The 25446-nt window shown below is 71.6% G+C and carries 24 protein-coding genes; 7 read left to right on the plus strand and 17 right to left on the minus strand.

The features are described from left to right. Window positions 1-11: 11 nt before the first annotated feature. Window positions 12-386: a cupin domain-containing protein gene (locus DI272_RS38965; RefSeq protein WP_109499882.1), complete on the minus strand. Its 375-nt coding sequence runs from the start codon at window positions 384-386 to the stop codon at window positions 12-14. Between the two features lie 98 nt (window positions 387-484). Between DI272_RS38965 and DI272_RS38970 the strand changes: the two genes are divergently transcribed. Next, entirely contained in the window at window positions 485-928 is a 444-nt protein-coding gene (locus tag DI272_RS38970) for a MarR family winged helix-turn-helix transcriptional regulator (protein ID WP_109499883.1), read from the plus strand. Between the two features lie 172 nt (window positions 929-1100). Beyond that, complete coding sequence (locus tag DI272_RS38975) at window positions 1101-1961, plus strand: triacylglycerol lipase (protein WP_109499884.1); 861 nt, start codon at window positions 1101-1103, stop codon at window positions 1959-1961. 74 nt (window positions 1962-2035) lie between these two features. Here the strand turns inward: DI272_RS38975 and DI272_RS38980 are convergent, their stop codons facing one another. Then, window positions 2036-3046 carry a lytic polysaccharide monooxygenase gene (locus DI272_RS38980; protein ID WP_109499885.1) on the minus strand — a complete coding sequence of 337 codons (1011 nt, stop codon included), beginning with the start codon at window positions 3044-3046 and terminating at the stop codon, window positions 2036-2038. A 155-nt stretch (window positions 3047-3201) separates the two neighbouring features. Here DI272_RS38980 and DI272_RS38985 point away from each other — a divergent pair, with 155 nt between their 5' ends. Then, the gene (locus DI272_RS38985) at window positions 3202-3651 is read left to right on the plus strand and encodes a GNAT family N-acetyltransferase (RefSeq protein ID WP_109499886.1); all 450 of its coding nucleotides are present in this window, start codon (window positions 3202-3204) and stop codon (window positions 3649-3651) included. A gap of 11 nt (window positions 3652-3662) precedes the next feature. Here DI272_RS38985 and DI272_RS45765 read toward each other — a convergent pair whose 3' ends face one another. Then, a complete protein-coding gene (locus tag DI272_RS45765) occupies window positions 3663-3797 on the minus strand; it encodes a hypothetical protein (RefSeq protein ID WP_020139373.1) in 135 nt (44 codons plus the stop codon). 173 nt (window positions 3798-3970) lie between these two features. Here DI272_RS45765 and DI272_RS38995 point away from each other — a divergent pair, with 173 nt between their 5' ends. Continuing rightward, window positions 3971-4588, plus strand: a complete 618-nt coding sequence (locus DI272_RS38995) for a bifunctional 2-polyprenyl-6-hydroxyphenol methylase/3-demethylubiquinol 3-O-methyltransferase UbiG (RefSeq protein WP_109501273.1) — start codon at window positions 3971-3973, stop codon at window positions 4586-4588. Here DI272_RS38995 and DI272_RS39000 read toward each other — a convergent pair. Together DI272_RS39000 and DI272_RS39005 are read right to left on the minus strand one after the other, a co-directional pair. Next, a complete protein-coding gene (locus tag DI272_RS39000; RefSeq protein ID WP_109499887.1) occupies window positions 4585-5118 on the minus strand; it encodes a DUF402 domain-containing protein in 534 nt (177 codons plus the stop codon). The two genes, DI272_RS38995 and DI272_RS39000, sit on opposite strands and share 4 nt — an antisense overlap. Then, on the minus strand, window positions 5099-6028 hold the full coding sequence (locus DI272_RS39005; protein WP_109499888.1) for a GNAT family N-acetyltransferase: 930 nt from the start codon (window positions 6026-6028) through the stop codon (window positions 5099-5101). Before DI272_RS39005 ends, DI272_RS39000 begins: the two co-directional genes overlap by 20 nt. 71 nt (window positions 6029-6099) lie before the next feature. Between DI272_RS39005 and DI272_RS39010 the strand changes: the two genes are divergently transcribed. Further along, window positions 6100-6468, plus strand: coding sequence for a GntR family transcriptional regulator (locus DI272_RS39010; protein ID WP_181387459.1), 369 nt, complete (start codon window positions 6100-6102; stop codon window positions 6466-6468). Between the two features lie 3 nt (window positions 6469-6471). On the opposite strand, the gene DI272_RS39015 is transcribed toward DI272_RS39010, so the two are convergent. Both DI272_RS39015 and DI272_RS39020 read right to left on the minus strand, forming a co-directional pair. Then, the gene (locus tag DI272_RS39015) at window positions 6472-7194 is read right to left on the minus strand and encodes a DUF72 domain-containing protein (RefSeq protein WP_109499890.1); all 723 of its coding nucleotides are present in this window, start codon (window positions 7192-7194) and stop codon (window positions 6472-6474) included. Between the two features lie 16 nt (window positions 7195-7210). Next, window positions 7211-8305, minus strand: coding sequence for a DUF5925 domain-containing protein (locus DI272_RS39020; protein WP_109499891.1), 1095 nt, complete (start codon window positions 8303-8305; stop codon window positions 7211-7213). 158 nt (window positions 8306-8463) lie between these two features. Here DI272_RS39020 and DI272_RS39025 point away from each other — a divergent pair, with 158 nt between their 5' ends. After that, window positions 8464-9885 (plus strand): xylan 1,4-beta-xylosidase, encoded by a 1422-nt coding sequence (locus DI272_RS39025; protein WP_109499892.1) that lies wholly within the window; start codon window positions 8464-8466, stop codon window positions 9883-9885. A gap of 32 nt (window positions 9886-9917) precedes the next feature. On the opposite strand, the gene DI272_RS39030 is transcribed toward DI272_RS39025, so the two are convergent. From DI272_RS39030 to DI272_RS39060, 7 genes are all read right to left on the minus strand, one after another. Beyond that, complete coding sequence (locus tag DI272_RS39030) at window positions 9918-13745, minus strand: hypothetical protein (protein ID WP_109499893.1); 3828 nt, start codon at window positions 13743-13745, stop codon at window positions 9918-9920. Beyond that, window positions 13738-14529 (minus strand): polysaccharide deacetylase family protein, encoded by a 792-nt coding sequence (locus DI272_RS39035; RefSeq protein ID WP_181387460.1) that lies wholly within the window; start codon window positions 14527-14529, stop codon window positions 13738-13740. Before DI272_RS39035 ends, DI272_RS39030 begins: the two co-directional genes overlap by 8 nt. Continuing rightward, window positions 14526-15512, minus strand: a complete 987-nt coding sequence (locus DI272_RS39040) for a glycosyltransferase family 2 protein (RefSeq protein WP_109499895.1) — start codon at window positions 15510-15512, stop codon at window positions 14526-14528. Before DI272_RS39040 ends, DI272_RS39035 begins: the two co-directional genes overlap by 4 nt. Next, window positions 15509-16330: a glycosyltransferase family 2 protein gene (locus DI272_RS39045; RefSeq protein ID WP_109499896.1), complete on the minus strand. Its 822-nt coding sequence runs from the start codon at window positions 16328-16330 to the stop codon at window positions 15509-15511. The genes DI272_RS39040 and DI272_RS39045 overlap by 4 nt, the downstream gene beginning before the upstream one ends. 375 nt (window positions 16331-16705) lie before the next feature. Beyond that, complete coding sequence (locus DI272_RS39050) at window positions 16706-17803, minus strand: GNAT family N-acetyltransferase (protein ID WP_109499897.1); 1098 nt, start codon at window positions 17801-17803, stop codon at window positions 16706-16708. 1 nt (window position 17804) lies between these two features. After that, complete coding sequence (locus tag DI272_RS39055; RefSeq protein WP_258314806.1) at window positions 17805-18239, minus strand: hypothetical protein; 435 nt, start codon at window positions 18237-18239, stop codon at window positions 17805-17807. Between the two features lie 166 nt (window positions 18240-18405). After that, window positions 18406-19614: a S8 family peptidase gene (locus DI272_RS39060; protein ID WP_109499898.1), complete on the minus strand. Its 1209-nt coding sequence runs from the start codon at window positions 19612-19614 to the stop codon at window positions 18406-18408. 315 nt (window positions 19615-19929) lie between these two features. On the opposite strand from DI272_RS39060, the gene DI272_RS39065 reads away from it, so the two are divergent. Next, window positions 19930-20724, plus strand: a complete 795-nt coding sequence (locus DI272_RS39065) for an SGNH/GDSL hydrolase family protein (protein ID WP_109499899.1) — start codon at window positions 19930-19932, stop codon at window positions 20722-20724. A 3-nt stretch (window positions 20725-20727) separates the two neighbouring features. Here DI272_RS39065 and DI272_RS39070 read toward each other — a convergent pair whose 3' ends face one another. The 3 genes from DI272_RS39070 to DI272_RS39080 form a co-directional block, all read right to left on the minus strand. Then, entirely contained in the window at window positions 20728-22344 is a 1617-nt protein-coding gene (locus DI272_RS39070; RefSeq protein ID WP_109499900.1) for a serine/threonine-protein kinase, read from the minus strand. Window positions 22345-22437: 93 nt separating this feature from the next. After that, window positions 22438-24030, minus strand: a complete 1593-nt coding sequence (locus tag DI272_RS39075; protein ID WP_109499901.1) for a nickel/cobalt transporter — start codon at window positions 24028-24030, stop codon at window positions 22438-22440. Next, the gene (locus DI272_RS39080; protein WP_109499902.1) at window positions 24027-25439 is read right to left on the minus strand and encodes a lipopolysaccharide assembly protein LapB; all 1413 of its coding nucleotides are present in this window, start codon (window positions 25437-25439) and stop codon (window positions 24027-24029) included. Before DI272_RS39080 ends, DI272_RS39075 begins: the two co-directional genes overlap by 4 nt. Window positions 25440-25446: the final 7 nt, after the last annotated feature.

A 25446-nucleotide genomic window follows, 5' to 3' on the forward strand; every position in this document is an offset into this window, starting at 1 on the left:
GGTGGCCGCGCTCAGTTGGCCCACGGCGGAGTGATGACCGAGCCGTCGGCCAGCGTCGCCGACAGGCCGATGGACGTGGTGACCCAGGTGACGGCGGTTTCGTCGGTCGGGTTCTCGACGCTCAGGGTGGCGCCGGGGTTCACGATCACCGTGTCGCCCGGGGTGACCCGGTGGGTGTCGCCGTCGAGGGTGATCAGCAGCTCGCCGGCCAGGAGATGGAGGATCTCCTCCCGGTTGACCGTGTGAGCGGGGGCCTTCGTCCCCGCAGGGATCTCCCCGCGCCAGGCGCACAGCTCCTCGCTGCCGCTGAGGGGAGTGGCGTACGAGACGAAACGGGCGCCGTGGATCTCGTGGGTGACGGCTTCGGACGGGTGGATGACAGGCATGGGTGGCCCCCCGGATCGGTAGATGGTCAAGCAGGTTGACTATGTGCTCCTATGGTCAAGCTGCTTGACCAATTCGTCAAGGGTGTTTCAATGCGGGTGTGCAGAACTCCGAAGCCCTCGCCCTGACCGCCGTCCTGCTCGCCGCCGCGGGTGATCTGACGCAGCGCATCAACGACGGTGTCGTCGCGCGCGGATTCGAGGCGCGGCCCGCCTGGGGGTTCGCGTTCACCCGGCTCTCCGCGGGCGGTGCCACGGTCACCGAGCTCGCCGCGCATCTCGGGGTGACCAAGCAGGCCGCCAGTCAGCTCGTCGACGAGCTGGTGCGCAGGGGTTATGTGGAGCGCAACGCGCATCCCGGTGACGCGCGGGCCCGGCTCGTGGTGCTGACCGAGCGGGGGTGGGCGTGCACGCGGGCCGCCGAGGAGGCCGCCGCGGACGCGGTCCGGCCGTGGGTCGAACTGCTCGGGGAGAGTGAAGTGCGGGCGTTGCGTGATCAATTGGCGCGCATCGCGCCCTATGGTCCGATCAGGCCCGCCTGGTGACGGTTCACCTGCAGTCCCGCTCGTCTCTTGCTAGCACTGGAAGTTTTTACTGACGCGTAACTTCACACTTGCGCTACTCGTCCGTAACTTGACGAATGAACAGCATCCTCGTGATCCGGATCACAGGGCGTAAGGCCGTCGCAACTCCCTTGAGCCGCAAGGAGATCACCCGATGCTGCCCTGGAAACGACTGCTCAGACCCCTGACCGCGCTGCTGCTGACCGCCGCGGTCGCCGTCGTCCCCGCCACCGCCGCCCGAGCCGCGGACGCCCCCCACTCCGGCTGGAACGACTACTCCTGCCGGCCCTCCGCCGCCCACCCCCGCCCCGTCGTCCTCGTGCACGGCACCCTCGGCAACTCCGTCGACAACTGGCTCGGCCTCGCGCCCTACCTGGAGAAGCGCGACTACTGCGTCTTCTCCCTCGACTACGGACAGCTCCCCGGCGTCCCCGTCTTCCACGGCCTCGGCCCCGTCGACAAGTCGGCCGAGCAGCTCTCCGCCTTCGTCGACAAGGTGCTCGCCGCGACCGGCGCCGCCGAGACCGACGTCGTCGGCCACTCGCAGGGCGGCATGATGCCCCGCTACTACCTCAAGTTCCTCGGCGGAGCCGCCAAGGTGAACGCCCTCGTCGGCATCGCACCCAGCAACCACGGCACCACCCTCAACGGCCTCACCCAGCTGCTGCCCTACTTCCCCGGCGCCGCGGACCTGCTCTCCACCAGCACCCCCGCCCTCGCCGACCAGGTCGCCGGATCGCCCTTCCTGACCAAGCTCAACGAGGGCGGCGACACCGTCCCCGGCGTCAAGTACACCGTCCTCGCCACCAAGTACGACGAGGTCGTCACCCCGTACCGCAGCCAGTACCTCAGCGGGACCGGCGTCCGCAACGTCCTGCTCCAGGACCTGTGCCCGCTCGACCTCTCCGAGCACGTGGCGATCGGCCTGTTCAGCCTGATCGCCTTCCACGAGGTGGCCAACGCGCTCGACCCGGCGCACGCCACCGCGACCACCTGCGCGTCGGTCATCGGCTGACACGTGCCACGCACGACCGGGGGGTGCCCGGCCTGAGCCGCCGGACACCCCCCGCCCCCCGTGAGGCCCCGGCCTCAGCGGCCGTGCCTGCCCCCGCTCACCGCGCGCCGTCGCACCGACCCGAAGAGGATCGCCGCGCCGGCCGCTAGGACGGCGGTGCCGCCCATGGCCAGGTACGCGGTGCTGCTGTCGCCGCCCGTCTCGGCGAGGTCCTGCGAGGCGCCGGCCGCCTTGACGCCGGTCACCGGGCTCGACTCCGGGGCCGCGGCGGTGGTCGGCTCGGCCGACGTGGACGCGTCCTGGTCGCCGTGCCCGCCGTGCTCCACCGTCGACTTGTCCGCGCCCTCCTCGATCTGCTCCTCGGACGGGGCGGAGGCGCTCGGGGCCGGGGACGCGCTGCCCGCCGTACCGCTGCCACTGCCGCCACCGCTGCCGCCGTATGTCACGTCCGAGCAGGAGTAGAACGCCTCCGGGCTGTCCGAACGCTGCCAGATCGCGTACAGCAACTGGGCGCCGGAGCGCTCCGGGAGGGTGCCGGCGAACGTGTAGTAGCCGTTCGTCGCGACCGGGTCGGTCGCCGTCGCCACCGGGTGGTCCAGGTCCAGGTCGTCCCAGGCGAGCGGCTGCGTCGGGTCGTAGCCCTCCTTGGTCAGATAGACCTTGAAGGTGCCCTTGTGCGGGGCCGTCACGCGGTACTTGAAGGTGTACGGCCCACTGCGCACGCTCGTCGCCGGCCAGTCCGCGCGAGCCAGGTCCAGACCCTTGAACTCGTCGCTGTTCGCGCTGCACAGCCTGCCGTCCGGGATCAGCGTCTGGTGCTGCCCGTTCGCGTCGCCGATGCGGACGCCGTTCCAGTCGTAGAGCGCCTGGGTGCCTCCCCCAGAGGGGGTGCCCCCAGCCGCGATCACTGCCTTGCACGCGTCCGACTTCGGGCTCTCGGGACCCTCCGCGTAGCACTGGGCGACCCGGCTCACCGGATCGCCGAGCGTGCCGTGCGCCGACGCGGGCGCCGCGGCGAGCGCGGTGAGGGCGAGCGGGGTCAGGCCGAGGGCGGCGACGGTGGCGGCCGTGCGGCGTGCGGGCATGAAGGGACTCCTCGGAAGCGGTGCTGACGGATGCCGGAATGGCAGGTGCCGGAACCAAGAAACCGTGAAATCCCCCGCTTGTGGCGGCCGGGAACGATCTTTATGGCCCGCTTAAGGGAGTGCTGAGACTGCGATCAGGCAGATAGCGTGCGCGCATGGCGAACGAGGAGATCCGGCAGGCCACCGCGGCCGACGTGCCGGCCGTGAAGGCCGTGACCGACGCGGCGTACCACCACTACATCGAGCGCATCGGCGTGGTGCCGCAGCCCATGGAGCGCGACCACGCGGCGAGCGTGGCCGAGGGGCGGGTGTTCGTCACCGGCGAGCCCGTGTGCGGACTGGTGGTCGTCGAGGCGTACGAGGACCATCTCTACCTCGACAACATCGCCGTCCACCCCGACGCCCAGGGAACGGGCGTGGGCGGACGGCTGCTGCGGTTCGTGGACGCACACGCGCGTGCGCTCGGCCTGCCCGAGGTCAGGCTCTACACGAACGCGATGATGTGGGAGAACCAGAAGATCTACCCGAAGTACGGGTACGAGGTCGTGGAACGGAGAGTGGACGGGCCCTACGACCGCGTCCACTACCGCAAGCGACTCGGCTGAGCCTGCTGCCGTCAGCCGTCCGGCCACCAGGTGCGTGCGATGTCCTTTCGCACCTCCGGGCGTCCTGCGGGGCGCTCTTCGGCCTCCTCGCGGATCCGGCGGGCGTCCGTCCTCTTCAGGGGCTTCTGCACGGTAGTACGGCGCATGGCTGCCTCCTTCAAGGCCTACCGAGTTCCGCGTTCTCACGGAGGTAGACCCTTTTGGGGAGAGTTCCTCATCGGCGGCGATCTGTCAGTGGCGGTCATCACGATTTCGACTGACTTTCGAGCGATGTTCCAGCGGCGTCTGATTGTCAGTGGCGGGTGCAAGTCTGGTGACCATGACCGATCACAGGGAATTCGAAGCCGACGCGGATCCGGATTGGAACGCGTCGGCGGCCACGTTCGACGAGGAGCCGGACCACGGCCTGCGCGACCCCCGGGTGCGCGCCGCCTGGGCGGAGCGGCTGCGCACCTGGCTGCCCGGCCGGGCCTGTGACGTGCTCGACCTCGGCTGCGGCACCGGCAGCCTGTCGCTCCTCGCGGCCGAACAGGGACACCGCGTCACCGGAGTCGACAGCGCCCCGGCGATGGTGGACCTCGCCCGCGCCAAGCTCGCCGGACGTGACGCGGTGTTCCTCGTCGGTGACGCGGCGGCACCGCCGGTGGGGGAGCAGCGCTTCGACGTCGTCCTCGTACGGCACGTGCTGTGGACGCTCCCCGACCCGGGGCGCGCCCTGCGGCACTGGCGGCAACTGCTGCGCCCCGAGGGCCGCCTCGTCCTCGTCGAGGGCGTCTGGGGCGCGGTCAGCCCGGTCGGCATACCCGCGGACCGCCTCACCGCCCTCGTCGAGCCGCTCGCCGGGCAGGTACGCGTGGAACGGCTGTCCGGCGATCCGCTGCTGTGGGGGAGGGCGGTGGAGGACGAGCGGTACGTGGTGGTGGCGACGGCGGCCTAGAGCCGGTGGTGAAAGTCCCGCCGGCCCTGGACGAGGAGCCCGGCGAGGCCCCCCTCCGTGCGGGCCAGTTTCTCCAGCTCGTCGAGGGCAGCCACGGCGGCCGCCGCCGCGCCGGGGTCCCGCTCCGCCAGACCGCTCTCGGCGAACTCGTCCTCGTCCAGGCGCAGTACGGCCGTGCCGTCGGCGGACCGCCACAGGTCGAGGTCGAGGTCCTCCACGACCAGCTCGGCGCCGTCCAGCACGGCCGGGCGGGTCATGTCGCAGTACCAGCCCTTGAGCGTGCCGTCGCCCGCGCGGACCTCCTTCACCGCGTACCAGCGGTCCCGCCAGTAGTGCTCCGTGAACACGTCCCCGGGCTCGAAGCGGACGAAGCCGAAGTCGCGGACGCCCTCGCCCGCCCAGGCCGCACGGACGGCGATGTGGTTGCCGTCGTCCCGCAGGAGCTCGCTCCGGTAACGGATCTTCGTGCGGCCCGCCTTGACCAGGACGACCTCCAACTCGGTCTTCCTCTCAGCCGAGTTCACGGACATACCGAACCTCCGTAGCACTGATCTCGTACCCGAACCACTTGTTGATCGCGATCATCGGGCCGTTGCCCGTGTCGTTGCCGGTGAGCGCCTCCGTGCAGCCCGCCGCGCGGGCGCGGTGCAGGGAGTCGTTCTTGGCGAGCTTGGCGAGACCCCTGCCCCGGAAGTCACGGGCGGTGCCGGTCATGACGGTTCCGTAGCGGGTGCCGCCGTCGGTGCGGGCCAGGCTGAAGGCGGCCGGACGGCCATTGACGACGGCCACCGAGGTCAGCTCCTGGCTGATCAGCGGGTGGTGCCAGGTCTCCCGCAACCAGGCCTCGTAGTCGGTGAACTCGTTGTCCACGTCGCTCGGTTCGTCCGCGACCGTCGCCGCGTCCAGCTCGAACAGCGGGCGCGGGTCGGCGGCGAAGTCCACGCCCGTACGCAGTTCGACGCCGGGCGGCGGGTCCTGCAACGGGGGCAGCGTGCCGTGCGCGAGGTCCAGGCGCAAGAAGTACGCGGAACGGCTCGCGCGGTAGCCGCGGTGTCCGGCGAAGGCGCGGTTGACCGGCTCGTCCAGGACCCACGCGTACAGCCTGCTCGCGCCGAGGCCGGCGAGGTGCTCCTCGGCGGTGTTCACCAGCAGCGTTCCGGCGCCGCGGCGCGTCCGCTCCGGGTGCACGTACACGTTGACGTACCCCTGGCCGGGCTCCGGGCTGTCGTGCACGAGCCCCACCTGGGCCGTGCCGATCACCTCGCCGTCCTCCTCCGCCACCAGGGGACGGTAATGGGCGTCGGGGTGCATGTGGGCGAGGTCGTAGGCCACGGAGCCGGGCGTGTAGATCATGAACGGGAGGGCGCTCTCGCGGACCCGGACGAAGTCCTCCAGGTCGGCTCGGGCCTCGGGGCGCAGGTCGCGCACGGTGATTGCCATATGGCCGGAGACTAAGGCGGTGAGGTCGGCGGCTGCCTCCCATTTTCCGGCCGGTGCGGGAGAATCGGGGCGTGACCTTGAAGATCCACATCGATGACAGCGCGCCGTCGTACGAGCAGGTGCGGGCGCAGATCTCCGAGCAGGCGCGGTCGGGGGTGCTGCCCGTCGGGTACCGGCTGCCGACGGTGCGTGGTCTGGCCGAGTCGCTGGGGCTCGCCGCGAACACCGTCGCCAAGGCCTACCGGGCGCTGGAGACGGACGGCGTGATCGAGACGCGGGGCCGCAACGGGACGTTCGTGGCCGCGGCGGGCGCGGCGGCGGACCGGGAACTGGCGTCGGCGGCACAGGCGTACGTCGAGCGGGCCCGGCGGCTGGGGGCGGAGCGGGACGCCGCACTGGCCGCCGTACAGGATGCGCTGCGGGCCGCTTACGACGGCTGAGTCTCACCGGAGCAGGCTCTCGAAGGTCCTCGCGTTCTCCACCGCCGCCGCGTTCGGGTCGTTGTTGAAGTACGCGTACACGTCCTCGTCGTCGGACCAGGTCTCCCCGAGCCGCTGCGCCCACGTCTCCAGCGACCGCCTGCCGTAGCGCGGCCACTGCTTCGCCCGGCCCTCGTGGAAGCGGACGTACCCCCAGTCCGCCGTCCGCCACAGCGGCGTGACCGGGCGGGCGCGGACGTCGGCCCAGCACAGGGCGGCGGAGCGGGACTCCAGGACCTTCCGCACCTCCGGCGTCCACCAGGACTCGTGCCGGGGCTCGACCGCCACCCGGGTGCCGGCGGGGAAGCGGGCGAGACAGGCGTCCAGCAGCTCCGGATCGGCCTTCAGTGTCGGCGGGAGCTGGAGCAGCACCGGGCCCAGCCGGGAGCCCAGCCCCTCGGCGTGGGTCATCAGCCGGTGGACCGGCTCCCCGGGGTCCTTCAGGCGCTTGATGTGGGTGAGGTAGCGGCTCGCCTTCACCGCGACCACGAAGTCCGCCGGCACCCGGTCCCGCCAGGCCTCGAAGTTCTCCCGGGACGGCAGCCGGTAGAAGGCGTTGTTGATCTCGACCGTCGGGAAGTGTGCGGCGTACTCCTCCAGCCAGAGCCGCGTCGGGCAGCCCGCCGGGTAGAAGGCGCCGCGCCAGTCCTTGTACTGCCAGCCCGACGTGCCGACGTACCGGGTCATACCTCCATGGAACCACTCACAGGTACAGCCCCGCGTCCGCCCCGTCCCGCGGCTCCGGCAGCGCCGTCGGGGACGTGCCCCGGCGCAGCGCGTACAGCTCCGCCAGCGTCGCGCCCTCGCGGCCCACGCCCTCCTCCGAGCCCAGCCAGCCCACCGCCTCCCGCCGGGTCAGCCGGCCCACCTCGATCCGGGCCAGACAGCGGCCGGGGCGGACCACCGCCGGGTGCAGGCGCTCCAGGTCCTCGTTGGTGGTGACCCCCACCAGGACGTTGCGTCCCTGGCCCAGCAGGCCGTCGGTGAGGTTCAGCAGCCGCGACAGGGCCTGGCCCGCGGTGTGCTTGGCCTCGCCGCGGATCAGTTCGTCGCAGTCCTCCAGGAGCAGCAGCCGCCAGCGGCCCTTGCCCGTCGCGTCGTCCTCGCCGATCGCGATGTCCATCAGATAGCCGACGTCGGAGAAGAGCCGCTCGGGGTCGAGGACGCAGTCCACCTGGCACCAGTCCCGCCAGGAACGGGCCAGCGTGCGCAGCGCCGAGGTCTTGCCGGTGCCCGGCGGGCCGTGCAGCAGGAGCAGCCGGCCCGCGATGTCCTCGGGGGTCGTCCGCATCAGGCGGCCCATCGCATCGGCGACCGGCGCGGTGTAGTTCTCCCGCACCTCGTCCCAGGTGCCCGCGGAGATCTGCCGGGTCGTGCGGTGCGGGCCGCGGCGCGGGGAGACGTACCAGAAGCCCATCGTCACGTTCTCCGGCTGGGGTTCGGGCTCGTCGACCGCGCCGTCCGTCGCCTCGCCGAGCACCTTCTCGGCCAGCTCGGGGCTGGTCGCCGTCACGGTGACGTCGGCGCCGCGGCTCCAGCGGGAGACCAGCAGGGTCCAGCCGTCGCCCTCCGCCAGCGTCGCGCTGCGGTCGTCGTCGCGGGCCACGCGCAGCACCCGGGCGCCGTCCGGGAGGAGGGAGGCACCGGAGCGCACGCGGTCGATGTTCGCCGCGTGCGAGTACGGCTGCTCGCCCGTCGCGAAGCGGCCGAGGAACAGCGCGTCGACGACGTCGGACGGCGAGTCGCTGTCGTCGACGGTGAGCCGGATCGGCAGAGCGTCGTGTGGGTTCGCAGACATGCCGCCATGATCCGGCACGAGAACGCCGATCGCACCCGGTTTCCGCAGTGCGTCCGGAGTGTCGGATGGAACCCCTTGCACCCGCTCCGTCCTGTTACAGAGCTGTGCATTCACAAGACCTGCCCCATGCGCGGTTCCCGCGTCTACTGTTGCCCTTGATGGGACGTCATGGGTGGAATTCGGGGGCACTGCGGTGGCGGCTCACCGCACTGCTCGGTGTGGGCGCGGCGGCTGTGGCGCTGATCGTGACCCTCCTCAACACGCTGCCGGGCAACGGCACCAGCACAAACGGCACCACGAGCAACGGAAGCAAGGCGCACGGCACCCCCACCAGCACACCGGACGCGAGGACCCCGGACGTCGGCTGGGGGTTCACACACACCCAGCACAGCGCCGACGAGGGCAACTCCACCGCCGTCGAACGGGTCGAGGGGCGGATCGCGGACCTCGGCGGGCTGCCGCAGAACCAGTACCTCATGGGCTGGGGCGCCGACAACCCCGAGCCGGTGAAGGGGCGTTACGACTTCGAGGACATGGACCGGCGCATCGACTTCATCCGCGCCTCCGGCTCCACCCCGGTCGTCACCCTGTGCTGCGCCCCCGACTGGATGAAGGGCGGCGAGCCGGGCGTCGGCAACACCGACTGGAGCCAGGCCGCGCTGGAGACCGCCCCGGACCGGGCGCACTTCAAGGACTTCGCCGCGCTCGCCGCGACCGTCGCCCAGCGTTACCCGGACGTCCGCCACTTCATCGTCTGGAACGAGTTCAAGGGCTTCTGGAACGACTCCGAGGCCCGCTGGGACTACGAGGGCTACACCGAGCTCTACAACCTCGTCTACAAGGCGTTGAAGAAGGTCGACCCGGACATCATGGTCGGCGGGCCGTACCTCGTGATGGACAGCGTCGACCCCCGCTCCGACGACGCGTCCAAGACCTTCAAGGGCCCGTGGGGCGCCATGGACCAGCGCATCCTCGACGCCTTCGGCTACTGGAACAAGAACAAGGCCGGCGCCGACTTCGTGGTCGTGGACGGCTCCAGCTACACCAACGACGACGAGATGCTGCCGAACGAGTTCGCTGCGACGGACAAGTTCACCGCCGTCAGCCAGTGGGTGCGGGAGCGGACCGGCAACCTGCCGCTGTGGTGGGCCGAGTACTACGTCGAGCCCGCCGACGCCCAGGACGAACGCGAGGGCTGGTCCGAGAGCCGCCGCGTCGCCGTCCAGGCCGCCGGGATGATCGCCCTCGCCAAGGGCGGCACCACGTCCGCGTTCTACTGGAACCCGGAGAACGAGAGGGGCACGGACTGCGCGGGCTGCCTGTGGACGCCGACGAGCGGGAAGGACGGCGGGCAGCAGCTGCCCATGTTCGACCTGGTCAGCAGGTTCAGCAAGGCGTTCCCGCCGGGGACCGACTACACGACGGTGTCGGTCGCGGCGGACGACGTGCCCAACGTCCGGGTCCTCGCCACCGACAAGGCGGTCCTGGTGGTCAACATCCTCGACCGGCAGATCAGCGCGAAGATCGACGGACGGCGCTTCGACATGGCGGCCTACGAGGTCAAGTGGCTCACCCGGTGAACCGCTCGACCGCGCAGGACCTCACCGCGTCGTCACTTCATCGTCATGAACCGCTGCACCAGTGAAGCGAACAGCACCGTCAGCAGCGGCAGCGAGAACCAGAAGCTGCTCTGCAGCCAGCGCAGTTGCCGCACCCCCGGCCGCACCGCGACCCGGACCACCTCGCGCGCGGTCAGCAGCACGATCAGCGCCAGCGCCGCGAGTCCGCCGACCACCGACCACGGCGTCCAGGTCACCTGCGGCCCGATCGGCCCCGGGTCCGCCTTCGCGACCTTGCCCGCGGGCTGTTTGGCCAGCGCGTACATGGTGACGTCCGGGTTGACGAAGACCTTCCTCAACTCGGCCCGCTTGTCCAGGTTCTGGATCAGCCGCGGCTCCCAGGACTTCGAGTAGCCGACGTCCATCTCCAGATACGTCACCTGACTGCGGTTGATCATCAGATACGAGTTCGGGCCCGCGTCCTTGAGCGCCTTGACCAGGCTGGACACCAGCACCGGATCGGTCGGCGCCAGCGTCGGCACGTACTCGACCTTCTCCATGTCCCGCGCTCCCCACGGCATCGCCGGGGTCACGTTGTTCAGCGTGTCGTTGCTCAGCCACAGCAGCCGGACCGTCGGATCGTCATGGGCGTACACGTACTCCATGGCGGTGACCTCGCCGGGCCGGATCCGCTCGAACGGCTCGTTGCCCCAACGCGCCACCAGGAAGCCGAACATGAGCAGCAGCCCCGCCAGCACCGCGGCCATCGGCGCCAGACTCACCCGGTCCTTGTCGCGTTCCTTCGCCGTGACGCCGGTGCGCGGGAAGAGCGCGAGCCCCATCAGCAGGGCGGCGCCCGGCAGCGCGAACATGAACACGCGCAGCGCCATCTCGCCACCGTACGACTGCATGCCGAAGCCGAGGAACGGCACGAAGGTCAGGACCAGCAGCGAGCGCTCCCGGTAGTGGTGGTCGCGCCGGCGCCACCAGCCCCAGCAGGCGAAGGCCATCACACCGCCGGCGAGCAGCACCCGTGTGTAGAGGACGAGCTTGTGCGTGGAACTGCCGCCCTCGATACGGCCCGACACCGACGAGGACACATTGCCGCCGACCCCGCCGACCCCGCCGAACAGGTCGTCGAAGTGCCCCGACCAGTACGGCTCGGCCATGAAGCCCACCCACACCGCCACCAGCACGGCGAACAGGATGGGCAGGCCGCGCAGTTCGGACCTGCCGATCAGGACCAGCGCCGCCAGCACGCCCAGCATCACGAACGGGGTGAGCTGGTGGGCGGGGACGCTCGCCGCGAACAGCCCTATGACCACCATGAGCAGGACGGCCCGCTGGCGGCGGTTCGTCGGCTCGACCTCCACCTCCCCGGGGCGCTTCTTCGTCCAGATCACGCGCGGGGCACGGAAGTAGACGAGCAGGATCGCCGCGAAGACCAGATAGAGGAGGTAGGTGAAGCCCTGCGGGGAGAAGTAGTCCTGGCCGACCCAGCCGGACAGCACGAACACCCACAGGCCGGTCCACTTGGCCTTCCAGCTCGCCCGCATCGAGCGCACCAGCAGGAACATCGGTGCCAGATAGAGGAGTTGGATGGCCAGCGGCCACCAGCGGATCAGTTCGGTGAGGTCCGTGACCCCGCAGGCCTGGGCGACGAACGAGGCCGCCGCGAAGAACCCCGGCCAGCTCCAGCGCGCGTCCAGGTCGGGCACCGCCGACCCGGTCCGGTCGATGTAGTCGAGGAAGCCCAGATGCTGCCAGGCGGTCGCGAACCGGGGTTCCGCCTCGAGCACCGCGGGCAGCGCGTGCAGCGACACCACGGTCGCGAGCAGCGCGATCATCAGCAGCGCCTTGTGCTCGCGGTCCAGCCACAGCAGCGAACCGAACGACACCACCAGCAGCCCCGCGCCGATCAGGGTGGCCGTCGGCAGCACCGAGATCAGCCCGAGCCCGCCCATCCGGTCCAGGTCGGCCTCGCCGAGCCCCAGCGCGGGCACCCAGTACAGCAGGAGCGCGACGGTCAGCAGAGCGCCGACGACGGCGCCGACGCGGCTGGGGTGGAGTCGCGCACGCCAGGACAGCGGCGGCTCCGGTTCGTCCGGGCCCGCGGCGGCCTCCTGCCGTGCGAACTCTCCGAGCCGTAAGGTGCCTTCCTCGCGAACCGGCCGCACCCCGGTGGCGAACGGCGCGTCCACCTCCGCCTCCGGCCGCTCCACCGGCCCGAGCGACGCCTCCGACCCGGGTTCCCGTGCCTCCACCGGCAGCCCCACCTCGGGCAGCTTCTGCGCCCAGGTCGGCCGGTGCGGTGCGGGGCTGACCACCGGCATGCCCGTGGGCGGGGTGCCCGGGCCCGGCCGGACGTCCGGGCGGCGTTCCAGGTGGTCGAAGTCGACGTGGATGCCGAGGGCGAGGGTGTCCTGGTCGAGCGCCCAGGCCGGCCCGCGCCTGCGGGCACCCGGCACGACGGGCGCCTCGCGTGCCCCCAGGTCGGCGAGGTCCCCGTCGGGCGCCGCGTCCTCGGGGACGGCACCGCCCGGCACGGCCCGCACGGTCCGGTACAGCTTCGGCGCGGCGATGGCCACGATCACCGCGAGTGAGGAGATCTCGGCGACACCCGCACCGGTGAGCCCCATCCGGGGGAGGAGGAGCAGCGTCAGTCCGAGCACCAGCGCGCACAGCAGGCCCTGCAACCAGGCGAGTCCGGCGGTGCGGCTCTGGGCGCGCAGCACCGCGAAGTACGTCTCCATCACGACCCGCAGCACCGCACCGATCGCGAACCAGCGCAGCAGCGGGGTGGCCGCGTCGGCGTACCCCGAGCCGAACACGCCGAGAATCCAGGGGGCGCCGAAGAACAGCACCCCGGCCACCGGCAGCATGATCCGCGCCATCCGCCTGAGCGCCGCCCGGGTGTTGGCGGCGAGCCGCCCGGGGTCGTGCGAGCCCTCGACGGTCAGCGAGGCGCCCATGTTGATGGCGAGCAGGTTGCAGGTGCCGCCGATGGTGGTGGTGATGTAGAAGTACGCGTTGTCCTCGGAGCTGACCTGCGAGGCCACGATCACGGGGACGAGATAGACCACGGCGAGCGAGAACAGCGAGCCGGTGTAGTCGCCCGCGAGGAAGCGGCCGACCTCCTTCAGGGTCGGCGGGCGGGCATGGTCCTCGGTGGCCTTCACATGCCGGGGCACCAGCCGCCGGAACACCAGCCAGCCCAGCGGCAGCACGGACACCGCGATCGCCGCGACCCACGACACGAAGACCCCGGCCGTCGGGATCGCCACCGCGAACGCGACCAGCAGCCCCAGCTTCACCGCCGAGAACACGGTGTTGCCGAGCGGCACCCAGATCGCGCTGCGCAGCCCGGTCAGCACCCCGTCCTGGAGCGTGAGGAGGTTCCAGGCGACGACGGCCGCGATGAACCCGAGCCCGTTCACCGTCCCGTGCAGGAAGCGGTACGAGGGCCCCCACACGTCCAGCGTCAGCAGGAAGACGGCCGCCGCGACCGCCACGAGCACCGAACTGCCCGCGTAGGTACGGAAGATGAGCTGCCCGGTGGCCCGGCCGGCGACGGGGATGAAGCGGGCCAGGGCGCCGGTCAGGGTCACCGCGGTCAGGCCCGCGAGGAACTTCATCGCGGCGATCGCGGCGGAGCCCTGGCCGACCGCGGACTCGGAGTAGTAGCGGGCGGCGGCCAGCCAGAAGCCGAGGCCGAGCACGGCGGAGATGCCCGTGTTCAGCATCAGGGCGTAGGCGTTGCGGAACAACTGGTTGCCGCCCGACGAGCCCCTCATCCCGGGCAGGCGCAGCCGGCGCCCCGACTGCTCGGGCGCCTCGGTCCCGGGCTCGGTCGACTCGGTCGTGGTCGTCGTGTCAGACACGGGAACGGATGGCCTTCCGGCGGACCTGGCGTGCTCTTCGGACCATGGCGTACCCCTTGGTGAACGCGCGGTCCCGGGCGAAGGTGCGGGCGATGGCCCGGCCTTCGATCAAACGCTGGAACTCCTCGGCGTCCGTACTGCGGCGCACGGTGACCCGCAGCAGCGCGTACGGCCCCTGCCGGCGCCGGGCCAGGCCGTTGCCCACGGCGAGAGCCTGGGCGTACCCCGTCTCGCGCACCTTCTTGCGGACCCGGCGGCTGGAGTAGCCGTACGGGTAGGCGAACGAGGCCGGAGCGGTGCCGAGTTCGTCGGCGACGATCTCCTTGCACAGGATCAGTTCGCGGCGCAGGCTGTCGTCGTCGAGCTGGTCGAGCTGCGGGTGGGTGTGGCTGTGCCCGCCGATCTCCACGCCCTCCGCGGCGAGTTCGCGCACCTGGTCCCAGTCCAGCATGGCGCCCAGCGCCCGCCCGTTGTCGTGCGGGCCGCGCAGCCACGCGGTGGACACGAACAGGGTGGCCGCGAAGCCGTGCTTGGCGAGCACGGGCAGCGCGTGCCGGTGGACGCCCTCGTAGCCGTCGTCGAAGGTGACCAGCACCGGGTGTTCGGGCAGCGGCCGGCCGTCGCGCCAGTGCGCCGCCAGCTGGGCCGTGGTGATCGGTGTGCGGCCCAGGTCCCCGATGAGATCCATCTGCTGGGCGAAGGCCTCCGGTGTCACCGACAGCTCACGGGTGGCCTCGTTCGGGTCGGCGGCGACGGCGTGGTACATCAGAATCGGCACAGTCATCCGGATTCCCCCTCGATCGCCGCGACCTGGAACGTGGCGCCCCCCTTGCGCGCCCGTACGCTCCCCACCACGTACCCACCGGCGGCCGTCAGCACCCCCGCGACGATCGCGCCCGCGCGCCCCGCGCCGCCCGGCCGGGCCAGCACCGCGTCGCGCAGCCCGCGGGCCACCCCGGCGGGCAGCACCCGGGTGGCGTACCGGCGTTCGGACTCGAGTCCCTTGTCCGCGCCGACACTCCGGGCCACCAGCGCCTTCGACAGACCCTCGGCGTACGCGCGCGTGCGGAAGTACCCGAAGTGCTCCCGCGCCTCGGGCACCCGGTGGTGGATCACCGCCCGGTCGTCGATCAGCAGCACCGCGTCCGGTCTGGCCCGGGTGAGCCGGATGCACAGCTCCGTCTCCTCGCAGCCCAGCGGCCGCTTGTCGCCGTCGCGCCCGATGCCGGTGGCGAACCCGCCGGCCGCGTCGAACGCCGTACGACGGAACGATGCGTTGCCGCCGAGGACGTTGCGCACCCGTACCCGGCCCTCGGGCAGGCCCTTGTACGTGCAGCCCACCACCCAGTCGAACTCCGCGGGAAACCAGGCGGGGCGGCGGCCCGACGCCCAGATCGGCAGGGTGCGCCCGCCGACCGCCATCACCTTCGGGTCGGCGTACCCGGCGGCGAAGTGGCGCAGCCAGTCGCGCTCGGCGACGGCGTCGTCGTCGAGGAAGGCGATCACCTCGCCGTGCGAGGCGGCGATCCCGGTGTTGCGGCCCGCGGACAGTCCGCGCGGGCCCGCGTTGGCGAGCACCCGCACCTCCCCGGCCTCCTTGTACTCCTTGGCCAGCCGGTCCAGGAGTGCCGGATTGTGGTCGACGACCAGCAGCGTCTCCCGCGCCGGGTACGACTGCGCCCGCACCGAGGAGACCGCCGCGAGGATGTCCTCCCAGCGGTCCTCGGTATAGACGCAGATCACGACGGAGACGTCGGGACCGCTCAAGACACCTCTCCCCGTACCGAGTCGAGCAGCGGGGAGTGGTGGGCCTGGCGGCGCAGCTCACGCCGGTTGGAGCGCTCACCGAGGATCACCTTGAGCACCCGGAACCCGTCGCGCACCGCGCGCAGGTTGCTCGCGCCGTGGATGCGGAGGTACTCGTAGCTCGGTATCTCCTGCACCTTGAGCCCCGCCTTGACCACCCGGATGTTGATCAGGGTCTCGATCTCGAAGCCTGTGCAGTCGAGGTCGATCTTGTCGAGGCAGCGCCGCCAGAACGCGTTGTATCCGTAGCAGAGATCGGTGTAGCGGGCGCCGAACTTGCGGTTGACGATCGTGCACAGGGCCCAGTTGCCGAGCTTGCGGATGAAGGTCATGTCGTCGGTGCCGCCGCCGTTGGCGAAGCGCGAGCCCTTGGCGAAGTCCGCGCCCGAGACCAGGGCGGAGACATAGCTGAGGATCTCGTGCCCGTCGGCCGAGCCGTCCGCGTCGACCATCACGATGATGTCGCCGGTGCACGCCTTGAACCCGGTGATCAGCGCGTCGCCCTTGCCCTTGCCGGACTGCCGGACGACCTTGACGTCCGGCCACAGCTCGCGGGCCACTTCGACGGTGTTGTCCGTGGAGTTGCCGTCCACCAGGACCACTTCGTGGATCCAGTCGGGCAGCGTCTTGAAGACGTACGGAAGGTTCTCCGCCTCGTTCATGGCGGGTATCACGACGCTCACCGGCGGTGCGATGGCCAGGTGAGTGGAGACGGGCCGGTATTTGCCGGCTGTGGACAGATCCTTGCCCGTGGCCGCCGGGCGCAGAACAGAGCTCATGAGTCTGGTTCCCTCTCGTCCGGTCGGACCGCCCGCCCCTGGGCGGTCCGGCTTCGTATCCGGTTCGAAAGGGGGGTTTGTCACCTACGGCATGACGAAAGGGATCTCCGAGCATGCCCGGGTGAGCTGGCATAGCTGGCCGGCCGCCGAAACGGCCGCCGGTCGCGCGGCACGACTCGGTCACGTGTGCGGTCACCGAGCACGGCACCCCCCTACCGCGCCCCGCGCCGGTCTGTCGCGGTCCTTGAGCCCTCCCCTAGTACCGCTGACGACGGACCGATGCGGGTGAGATGTACGACGGTATTGATGATTGAACCCGTATGGCAAGACCTGGAACGAGGCCTCCCGATTTTGTTGGTTTGGCCGTTACCGAACCTATTGGTTCCGTGATCGGACCTTTCCGATCTTCTTCAGCATCCGGTCCGCCGGCGCGAACAGCTCCGGCCGTGACTGGACGGTGTTGCGCAGCGCCCGGACCGGAGCGCGGCGCGCCCGATGCCCGATCGCGACCGGGTGACGCCGGGTCACCCACCCCTCCGACACGGTGATCTCCCGTGTCTTCAGGGAGTCCTTGTACTCCTTCTGCCCCCGGCCCAGATCGAGGTACGCGATCCCGTCGGCGGCGGCCGCCTCGGCCATCCGCAGATGCAGGACGAGGCCGGGCGAGTACCTCGCGTACCCCGGGTCGTACGCCGGGAACCAGCACGCGAGGATGCGCTCGGTGCGCAGCCCGAAGTGCGCCGCGACGGGCCTGCCGTCCGCGTACAGCACCGACAGGATGCCCGCGAACGGCTCGGAACGGGTGTGGAAGAGCTGCTGCACGAGCCGGCTGATCCATTCGTGCGCGAAGCGGTCGCTGCGCCCGGTCCTGCGGTACTGCGCGGACTTCCAGCCCATCAGGGTGCGCAGCACCGCCGGGTCGCGCTCGTCGTGGACATAGCGCACCCCGCCGGCGTCCCGGCCGAGCTTGCGCTCCTTGGCGAGCGTGGTCCGGGTGAACTTCGGCGCCTGGGACCGCAGGTGGCGGAGGTAGGCGTCATAGCCCTGGTCCACGTCCATGACCGGGGACGGGAAGGCGGCCCGGGCCCCCGCGGCGAACGGCTCCTGGCCCTCCACCAGGTGGTCGAACTCCCAGACGGCCAGCCCGCAGGCGCGCAGCAGTTCCCGCGCGTCCCAGACGAAACCGGGCCGGTGGACCAGCCCCTGGGCGTCCGAGACGCCCAGGCCGACGGCCCGGCCGACCCCGGTGGCCGTTCTCTGGAAGGGGAAGAAGGCGGCGGGCTCCCCGTCCTCCCGCACCACGGCGATCCGCACGCCCCGCCGGCACCTGCCGACCGCGAGCGCGAACTCCGGAGACAGGAAGGGATTCGCCAGCTCGGGCGAGCCCTGCAGATGCGCCTTGGACTGCAACGACGTCCACGCCGCCCGATCGGCCGCGCTCAGCTCACCGGGGCGGTACACACTGATGTCCACGTCAGGGAGTCCGTCCCGTCGTCGTACGGCCGCGTCGCCGTGCCCACACCAGCAGCAGGAGCAGCGCGCTGATCGTGGTCACCGCCACGACGCCGCCGCGGTAGGACCACCGGTGGGTGGCCAGCATGCCCTGGGCCACCAGCATGTTGACGACGACCGAGCCGGCCAGGGCGGTGAGCACCCGGGCGAGCGGTTCGAGGCCGCGCAGCGCGGCGGCGATGGCGACGGCGGGCGCCGTCAGCAGGAAGAACAGGGTGAACGGTCCGCGCAGCGGCGAGTCGGAGCCGGTCAGCGCGAGGAGCGCGCCGAAGGCGCCGACCGCTGTCGCGGCGCCCGCGAGCAGCGGCGTCAGGTCCTTCCCCGAGCCTTGCCCCGCTCCTGGTCGCGCGCCCTCGGCGCGGTCCCTTGAAGATGTCCTGATACGTATGGTCTGCATTGGCGACTTTGCCCCCCGAAGCGCCGGATGCCGGGCTTCAATGTGACCCAGTCCCGCGGCGGCCGTCAAGGGCCGAAGGGCCCCATGCGGGGGATGGTGCGGACCGCGGGACAAGCGTTCCCCGAAGGCGTAAGTCGCCTCCGGGGAACGGGCGTTCAGGTGTGCGCTACGGGACGAGCTTGAGGAGCTTGTTCGGCGAGCCGGTGCCCGCGCTGGTCACCACGCCCGAGGTGGCGCCGTTCACCAGGGCCGAGGCGACGGTGGCCGGGGTGGCAGAGGTGTGGCCCGCGAGGTAGACCGCCGCGGCGCCCGCGACGTGCGGGGTGGCCATCGACGTGCCCGAGAGGGTCGCGGTGGCGGTGTCGCTGGTGTTGTAGCCCGCGATGATCGACGAGCCGGGGGCGAAGATGTCCAGCGCGGAGCCGTAGTTCGAGTAGCTGGCCCTGGCGTCCGAGCTGGTGGTGGCGCCGACGGTGATCGCGCTGGCGACGCGGGCCGGGGAGTACGAGGAGGCGTTGGCGGAGCTGTTGCCCGCCGCGACCGCGTAGGTCACGCCGCTCGCGATGGAGTTGGCGACCGCCGTGTCCAGGGAGGTGGAGGCGGAGCCGCCGAGCGACATGTTGGCGACGGCCGGGGTGGTGTGGTTGCCGGTGACCCAGTCGATGCCGGCGATGACGCCCGCCGTGGTGCCGGAGCCGCTGTTGTCGAGCACCCGGACCGCCACGATGTTCGCCTTCTTGGCGACGCCGTAGGTGGTACCCGCGATCGTGGTGGCCACATGGGTGCCGTGGCCGTTGCCGTCGGAGGCGGTGGTGTCGCCGTCGACCGCGTCGTAGCCGTAGGACGCACGGCCGCTGATCTGGGTGTGGGTGATCCGCACGCCGGTGTCGATGACGTACACCGTCACGCCGCTGCCCGCGGTGTCCGGGTAGGTGTACGTGCCGGAAAGCGGAAGCGCCGCCTGGTCGATGCGGTCCAGGCCCCAGGGGGCGCTGGACTGTGTGGTGTCGGCCAGCTCGAAGACCTGGTTCTGCTCGACGGAGGCCACCGACGGGTCGGCGGCGAGTCTCTTCGCCTCGGTCGCGGAGAGGGTGGCGCTGTAGCCGTTCAGCGCGGTGCCGAACGTCTTCTTCACCGTGCCGCCGTACTTCTTGATCAGGCCCTTGCCCTCGCTGGAGGACGCCTTGAAGCCGGCGCCCGTCTTGAGCGTGACGATGTAGCTGTCCTTGATCGCGGTGGGGGAGTCGGCGGCAAGGACCTTGCCCTCGGCCGGAGCGGCCTGTGCGGGGAGGGTCGTGAGCCCACCGACGAGGGCGGCGGTCGCCAGACCGGTGGCGGCGGCGAACCGGAGTGTGCTGCTACGCAGTTGTGCCATTACGAGGGAGTCCTCCTCATAGGCGGCGCACGCCTGGGTGGGGCGTGCGTCTGTGGGGGGCGTGCGCGTGATCGCGCACACGACCCGGAACGTCGCGTTCCCGTCCCGGGCTGAGTAAAGAGTGGGTCATGTGCCGAAGGGGAACAAGAGAGTTGAGCACCCGTCAACAAACCTGTCATGCCCACGTAATCAAACGCACTGCGAACGCACAGGGCGCGGTGTGCGGGGCCTGAAAAGTCTTGGCATGGACACTTCCCATCAACGCGCGTAGTTGCTACGACAGTTATGGCAGAGATCCTGCTAAAGGGAGGTTCCATGAGACGTTCCCGACTTGCCGCATACGTCACCTCACTCCTCCTCGCCGCCAGCGCCGCGCTCTTCGGGGCAACCCCGGCCCAGGCGGCGACCGGCCCCTACGTGGCCCTCGGCGACTCCTACTCGTCCGGGGTCGGAGCCGGCAGCTACATCTCCTCCAGCGGCGACTGCAAACAGAGCACGAAGGCGTACCCCTACCTGTGGGCCGCCGCCAACTCACCCTCGTCGTTCAGCTTCAAGGCCTGCTCGGGCGCTCGAACGGGTGATGTTCTGGCGAACCAGCTGGGCACCCTCAGCACCAGTACCGCGCTCGTCTCCATCAGCATCGGCGGCAACGACGCCGGCTTCGCCGACGTCATGACCACCTGTGTGCTGCAGTCCGACAGCTCCTGCCTGTCCCGCATCAACACCGCCAAGGCGTACGTCGACTCGACGCTGCCCGGACAGCTTGACAGCGTCTACTCGGCGATCAGCAGCAAGGCCCCCAACGCCCATGTGGTCGTCCTCGGCTACCCGCGCTTCTACAAGCTCGGCACCACCTGCCTGGGCCTGTCCGAGACCAAGCGCTCGGCGATCAACGGCGCCGCCGACTACCTCGACGCCGCCGTCGCCAAGCGCGCCGCGGACCACGGCTTCACGTGGGGCGACGTCCGCGGCACCTTCACCAACCACGAGATCTGCTCGGGCAGCTCCTGGCTGCACAGCCTGAACTGGCTCAACGTCGGCGAGTCGTACCACCCCACCGCGGCCGGCCACTCCGGCGGCTACCTGCCCGTCATGAACAGCGCGGCCTGACCGTCACCCGCTCGAAGAGGGAGTGAGGGAGGAGGCCCCGCCCGTCGGGGTCTCCGTCTCACAGGTCACCGAGAACGGCACCGAGTTGGACGTCGTGTGCTGCGGGTCCCGCACCTCGACACTGATCTCGTTCTGATACGTCCCGCTGCCGTCGTACGTCGTCACGAACGCCGTGTCCTGCTTGGACCTGCCGCCCCCTTCCGGGAACGACAGCGTCTTCCAGCCCTGGTCCATGACCTGCCCGTCCTTGGACTTCCAGCGGTACGTCACCTCCGCCGGCAGCCGGCCCACCGTGATCGTCGCCGTGAAGGACGGCGCCTCGGCCTGCGGCGGCGGACAGGCCCCCGTGTACTCCGTGTTGGCGCCGGTCAGCACGGCCTGCACGGTCTGCGGCGGGGGCGCGCTCGTGGTGGGGGTGGTCGGCCCGGACGAGGTCGGCGGCGGCGCCTCGCTGGTCTGCTCCGACTTGCTGGGGGTGGTCTCGCTCCGGGTGGTGCTGCTGCCGGTGCCGGCACCGGCTCCGTCACCGCCGCTGTCGCGGTTGAGCAGGGCGTACGTCAGTCCCCCGATCGCCAGCGCCAGGGCGGCGAAGCCCGCGATCAGCACGACCGCGGCACGGCGGCTGCGGTCGGGCTGCGGTTCGGGAGCGGTCGTCGCGGCGGGCCGCGTGGGCGCCGTGGGCGGCAGCGCCGCCGTCGGCGGCTCCTCGCGGTACCCGGCGACCGTCGGTGTATACGGAACGGGGACGGGCGGCACCGCGCCGGTGCGGGGCACGCCTCCCCCGGAGGGGGTACCCCCGGCCCCGATGACCCGCAGCTCCTGCTCGGCCCGGTCGGCGGGCAGCCGCTGGGCCGGGTCCTTGCGCAGCAGCCCCTCGATGACGGCGGTGAGGGGACCGGCCCGGTGCGGCGGCGGCAGCTCCTCGTCGACGATCGCGCGCAGGGTGCTCAGCGGGGTGTCCTGCCGGAACGGGGAGTTGCCCTCGACCGCCGCGTACAGCAGCACCCCCAGCGACCACAGATCCGACTCCGGACCCGGCGTACGGCCCAACGCCCTTTCCGGGGCCAGGAATTCGGGCGAGCCGATCACCTCGCCGGTCATCGTCAGCGCGGAGCTGCCCTCGACCATGGCGATGCCGAAGTCGGTGAGCACCACCCGGCCGTCGTTCGACAGCAGCACGTTGGCCGGCTTCACGTCCCGGTGCAGCACGCCCGCCTCGTGCGCCGCCCGCAGCGCGGACAGGATCTCGGCGCCGATCTGCGCCGCCCGCTGCGGCGGCAGCGGCCCCTCGGCGTCCAGGACCTCGGCGAGCGACACCCCCCTGACCAGCTCCATGACGATCCAGGGGCGGCCGTCCTGGGTGGCCACGTCGTACACCGTCACCACGTTCCGGTTGGCGACCCGCGCCGCGGCCCACGCCTCCCGCTCCAGCCGGGCGTACATCCGCTCCACCTCGGAGGCCGGCAGCCCGGCGGGCGCCCGTACCTCCTTGACGGCCACCTCACGCTGCAACACCTCGTCACGGGCGCGCCAGACGGTTCCCATGCCGCCCTCGCCCAGCGGGGACAGGAGGCGGTAGCGGTCGGCGATCACACGTTCACGGCCCGGCTCTTCGGACACGGGCGCCCCCTCTTCGCAGCATTCGCAGCGTTCGCAGCATGCGCCGCGTTCGCAACTCCGCATGACGTCGCGTGATTTCTCCCCAAAAGTAGCTCAGCCAAGTGCGGATGCCGCCCCTTTGAGCACCAATCCAGCCCCGAGCGCCACCACGAGGAACGCGGACATCAGCGGCGCGTACCGGCGCACCAGAGCGGTGAGCGGATGCATGGTCCAGCGGGGGCGGCGGTCCAGCAGCCGGTTCATCCCGGTACCCAGCCTGACGACGGCGAACCCCGCCGCGGTGAGGGTGAGCGCGAGCCCGACGCCGTACGCGACGACGAGCAGGAACCCGAACCAGGCCTGCCCGAGCGCCATGGCGCCGACGAGCACCACGACCGCGGAGGGACTGGGCACCAGCCCACCGGCGAAGCCGAGAAGCAGCGTGCCGCGGAGGGTGTGGGCGGTGGAGTGCGTGTGGGTGAAGCCGCCGTGCGTGTGTGTATGCGTGAGGGAGTGACCGTGGTCGTGGTGGTGGTCGTGCGAGTGACCGTGGTCGTGGTGGTGGTCGTGCGAGTGACCGTGGTCGTGAGGGTGGGTGTGGGTGCCGACCAGTGCCGGCTCGCGCCGGGGAGCCGCGGCGGGCGCGTGCCCGTGCCCGTGCTCGTGCCCGTGTGCGCGCTGGTGCCAGGCCCGTCGTACGAGCGTCAGGCCCGCCCCCGTCACCAGCACCCCGCTCGCCACCCCCAGCCAGGTGATCACCGAAGGCGCCGCCCCCGATCCCGCCGTGACCAGGAGGCCCAGGGCGACCACACCGAGGGTGTGGGTGACCGTGACCGACGCGGCCAGCGGCATGACGTCCTTGAGGCGCGCCTTGCCGCCGCGGGCCGTGGCCACCGCCGCCATCAGGGTCTTGCCGTGTCCCGGAGCGAGCGCGTGCAGCGCGCCGAGGGCCACGGCGATGAGGACGGCGAGCGCGGCGAAACCGACGGTGAGGTCATGGCGGGCGACCAGGGAGTCCAGCGCCCGCGTCCAGCGGTCCGCGCCGCGCGGCAGGACGGAGGCTGCGGGGGCGCTCTCGCGGTCCTCGGCGAGGGCGGGGCCGCCGGGCCGGACGCGCAGGGACGCGGTGGTGGTGTCGGCGGGGGAGGTGAGCAACTTGCCCGGGTAGCTGGTCAGTTCCCGGGAGACCGAGGCCTTCGGTACGTCCGACCGTGCGAGCGTCATCCGGTCGCCGCGCGCGGTGATCTCCCGCCAGCCGGGCCCGGAGTCCGTCCCCGCGCTGCGGAAGCCCAGCGACACGGTCGCGTCCTCGGGGAGCGGTGCCGTCAGCTCGCACTCCACGCGCAGGGTGCCGAGCCCGGCCTGACCGGGGCGCTCCACGGCCTTGCTGCTCTTGACGCGCAGGGCCGCCGCGGTGCCGTCGACCGTGACCTCGCTGCGCTGCGCGGCCGTCGCGCAGCGCTGCCGGGCCCACGCGCCCATGCCCTGCTTCTCGATGTCCGGCTTCGCCTGGGTCGCCGGGATCTCGGCGAGGTCCTCGACATGGTCGACGCGGAGCTCACCGGGGGCGGCGACGAGACCGTCGTAGCGGTTGACGGTGAAGTTGCCGAGGGGGTGCGCGCTCGCGCCGCCGGCGGGGACGAGCACGAGCGCGCACACGGCCGTCAGGACGGCCGCACCGGAGGCGGACAGGCGACGGGAGTTCACTTGGCCGCCTCCAGTGTCTTCAGTGCCGCACGGGCTTCCGCGGCGCCCAGCGGAGAGAAGCCCGGGTTGAGCTTCAGGGCCGCGGTGAGGTGGGTGCGGGCATCCTTCGTGCGGCCCGTGGCGCGCTCGATCATGCCGCGGTGGTAGAGGAACGCCGCGTTGCGGTAGCCGGTGGCGGTGGCCTCGCGGGCGTGGGGCAGGGCTTCGGCGTCCTTGCCGTTGACGTGCAGGGCCCAGGCGAGGGCGTCCGCGGTGTGCACGGTGTGCCGGCGCTGCCATTCGGCGCGGGCCGCGCGCAGCGCCGCGGCCTTGTCGCCGTGGTCGGCGGCGGCCAGGGCGGTGTCCAGGTCGGCGTTGACGCCGTTGGCGCGGGCCAGGGCGGTCCAGGCGTCGACCAGGGCGTACTGGTCGTCGGCCTGCTCCTGGTTGCCGGCCTGCTCGTACAGCTCGCCGAGCTCGACCAGCGGCCCGGGCAGCGGATAGCGGGCGACGACGTCCGCCATGTTCTTGATCGCGCCGGCCCGGTCGCCGCTCGCGGCCTGCGCGCGGGCCCGGCCCTCGAGCGCGGGGACGTAGTCCTCGTCGGCGGCGAGGGCGCGGGCGTAGTGGGTGAGGGCCGTGTCGTAGTCGCCCTGGTTGAAGGCGAGTTGGCCGAGCTGGGCGGCGACGTACGCCACGTCGCCCGGAGTGGTCGCGGAGCCGAGGGCCTGCTCCAGGACCCGCTCGGCGGCGGTGACGTCACCGCGCAGCTCCCGCACGTACGCGTACCGCGTGAAGACGGGAACGCCGGGCTTGCGGGCGTCGGCCGTGTCGGCGGCCTGCGCGGCCTCGTCGTAACGGCCGAGTTCGACCAGGGCGTCGACGCGGGAGGAGAGGGCGCGCTCGTCATAGGGGTTCTGCCGCAGCACCTGGTCGGCGTACTTCAGGGCGTCGCCGAAGTCGTGCCGGGCCGCGGCGAGGGCGGCGCGGCCGGCCAGGGCCTGTTCGTTGTCCGGCCGCAGCTTCAGCGAGCGCTCCAGGGCCCGGTCGGCCTGCGCGTAGCGGGACGGGTCGCCCTTGGTGCGGGCCTGCTCGACGTAGGCGAGACCGAGGGTGGCCCAGCCGCCGAAGTCCTTGGGCTGGGACCGCAGATGGTCCTGGAGGGAGGCGATGCTCGTGTCGAGGTCGGCACCGGAGAGCAGCGCCGGTGACACGGCGCTCGGCGCGGCGGCGGCCGTCGTCGTACCGCCGCCGTCCCGCAGTGCGCCGACGGCGATGGACCCCGCGGTCAGCGCGATGGCCAGCAGCACGGCCGATCCGCCGAGCCGCGCGGCCCGCAGCCGCCGCCCGGCGGCTACCCGCTCGTCCTCCTGCGGGACATCGCCCTCGGGCGGCGTCTCCGGCTCATCGGCGTTCGTACGCGAGGCCATGCCCTCT

This window comes from Streptomyces sp. Act143 (genome assembly GCF_003143935.1).
GTDB lineage: Bacteria > Actinomycetota > Actinomycetes > Streptomycetales > Streptomycetaceae > Streptomyces.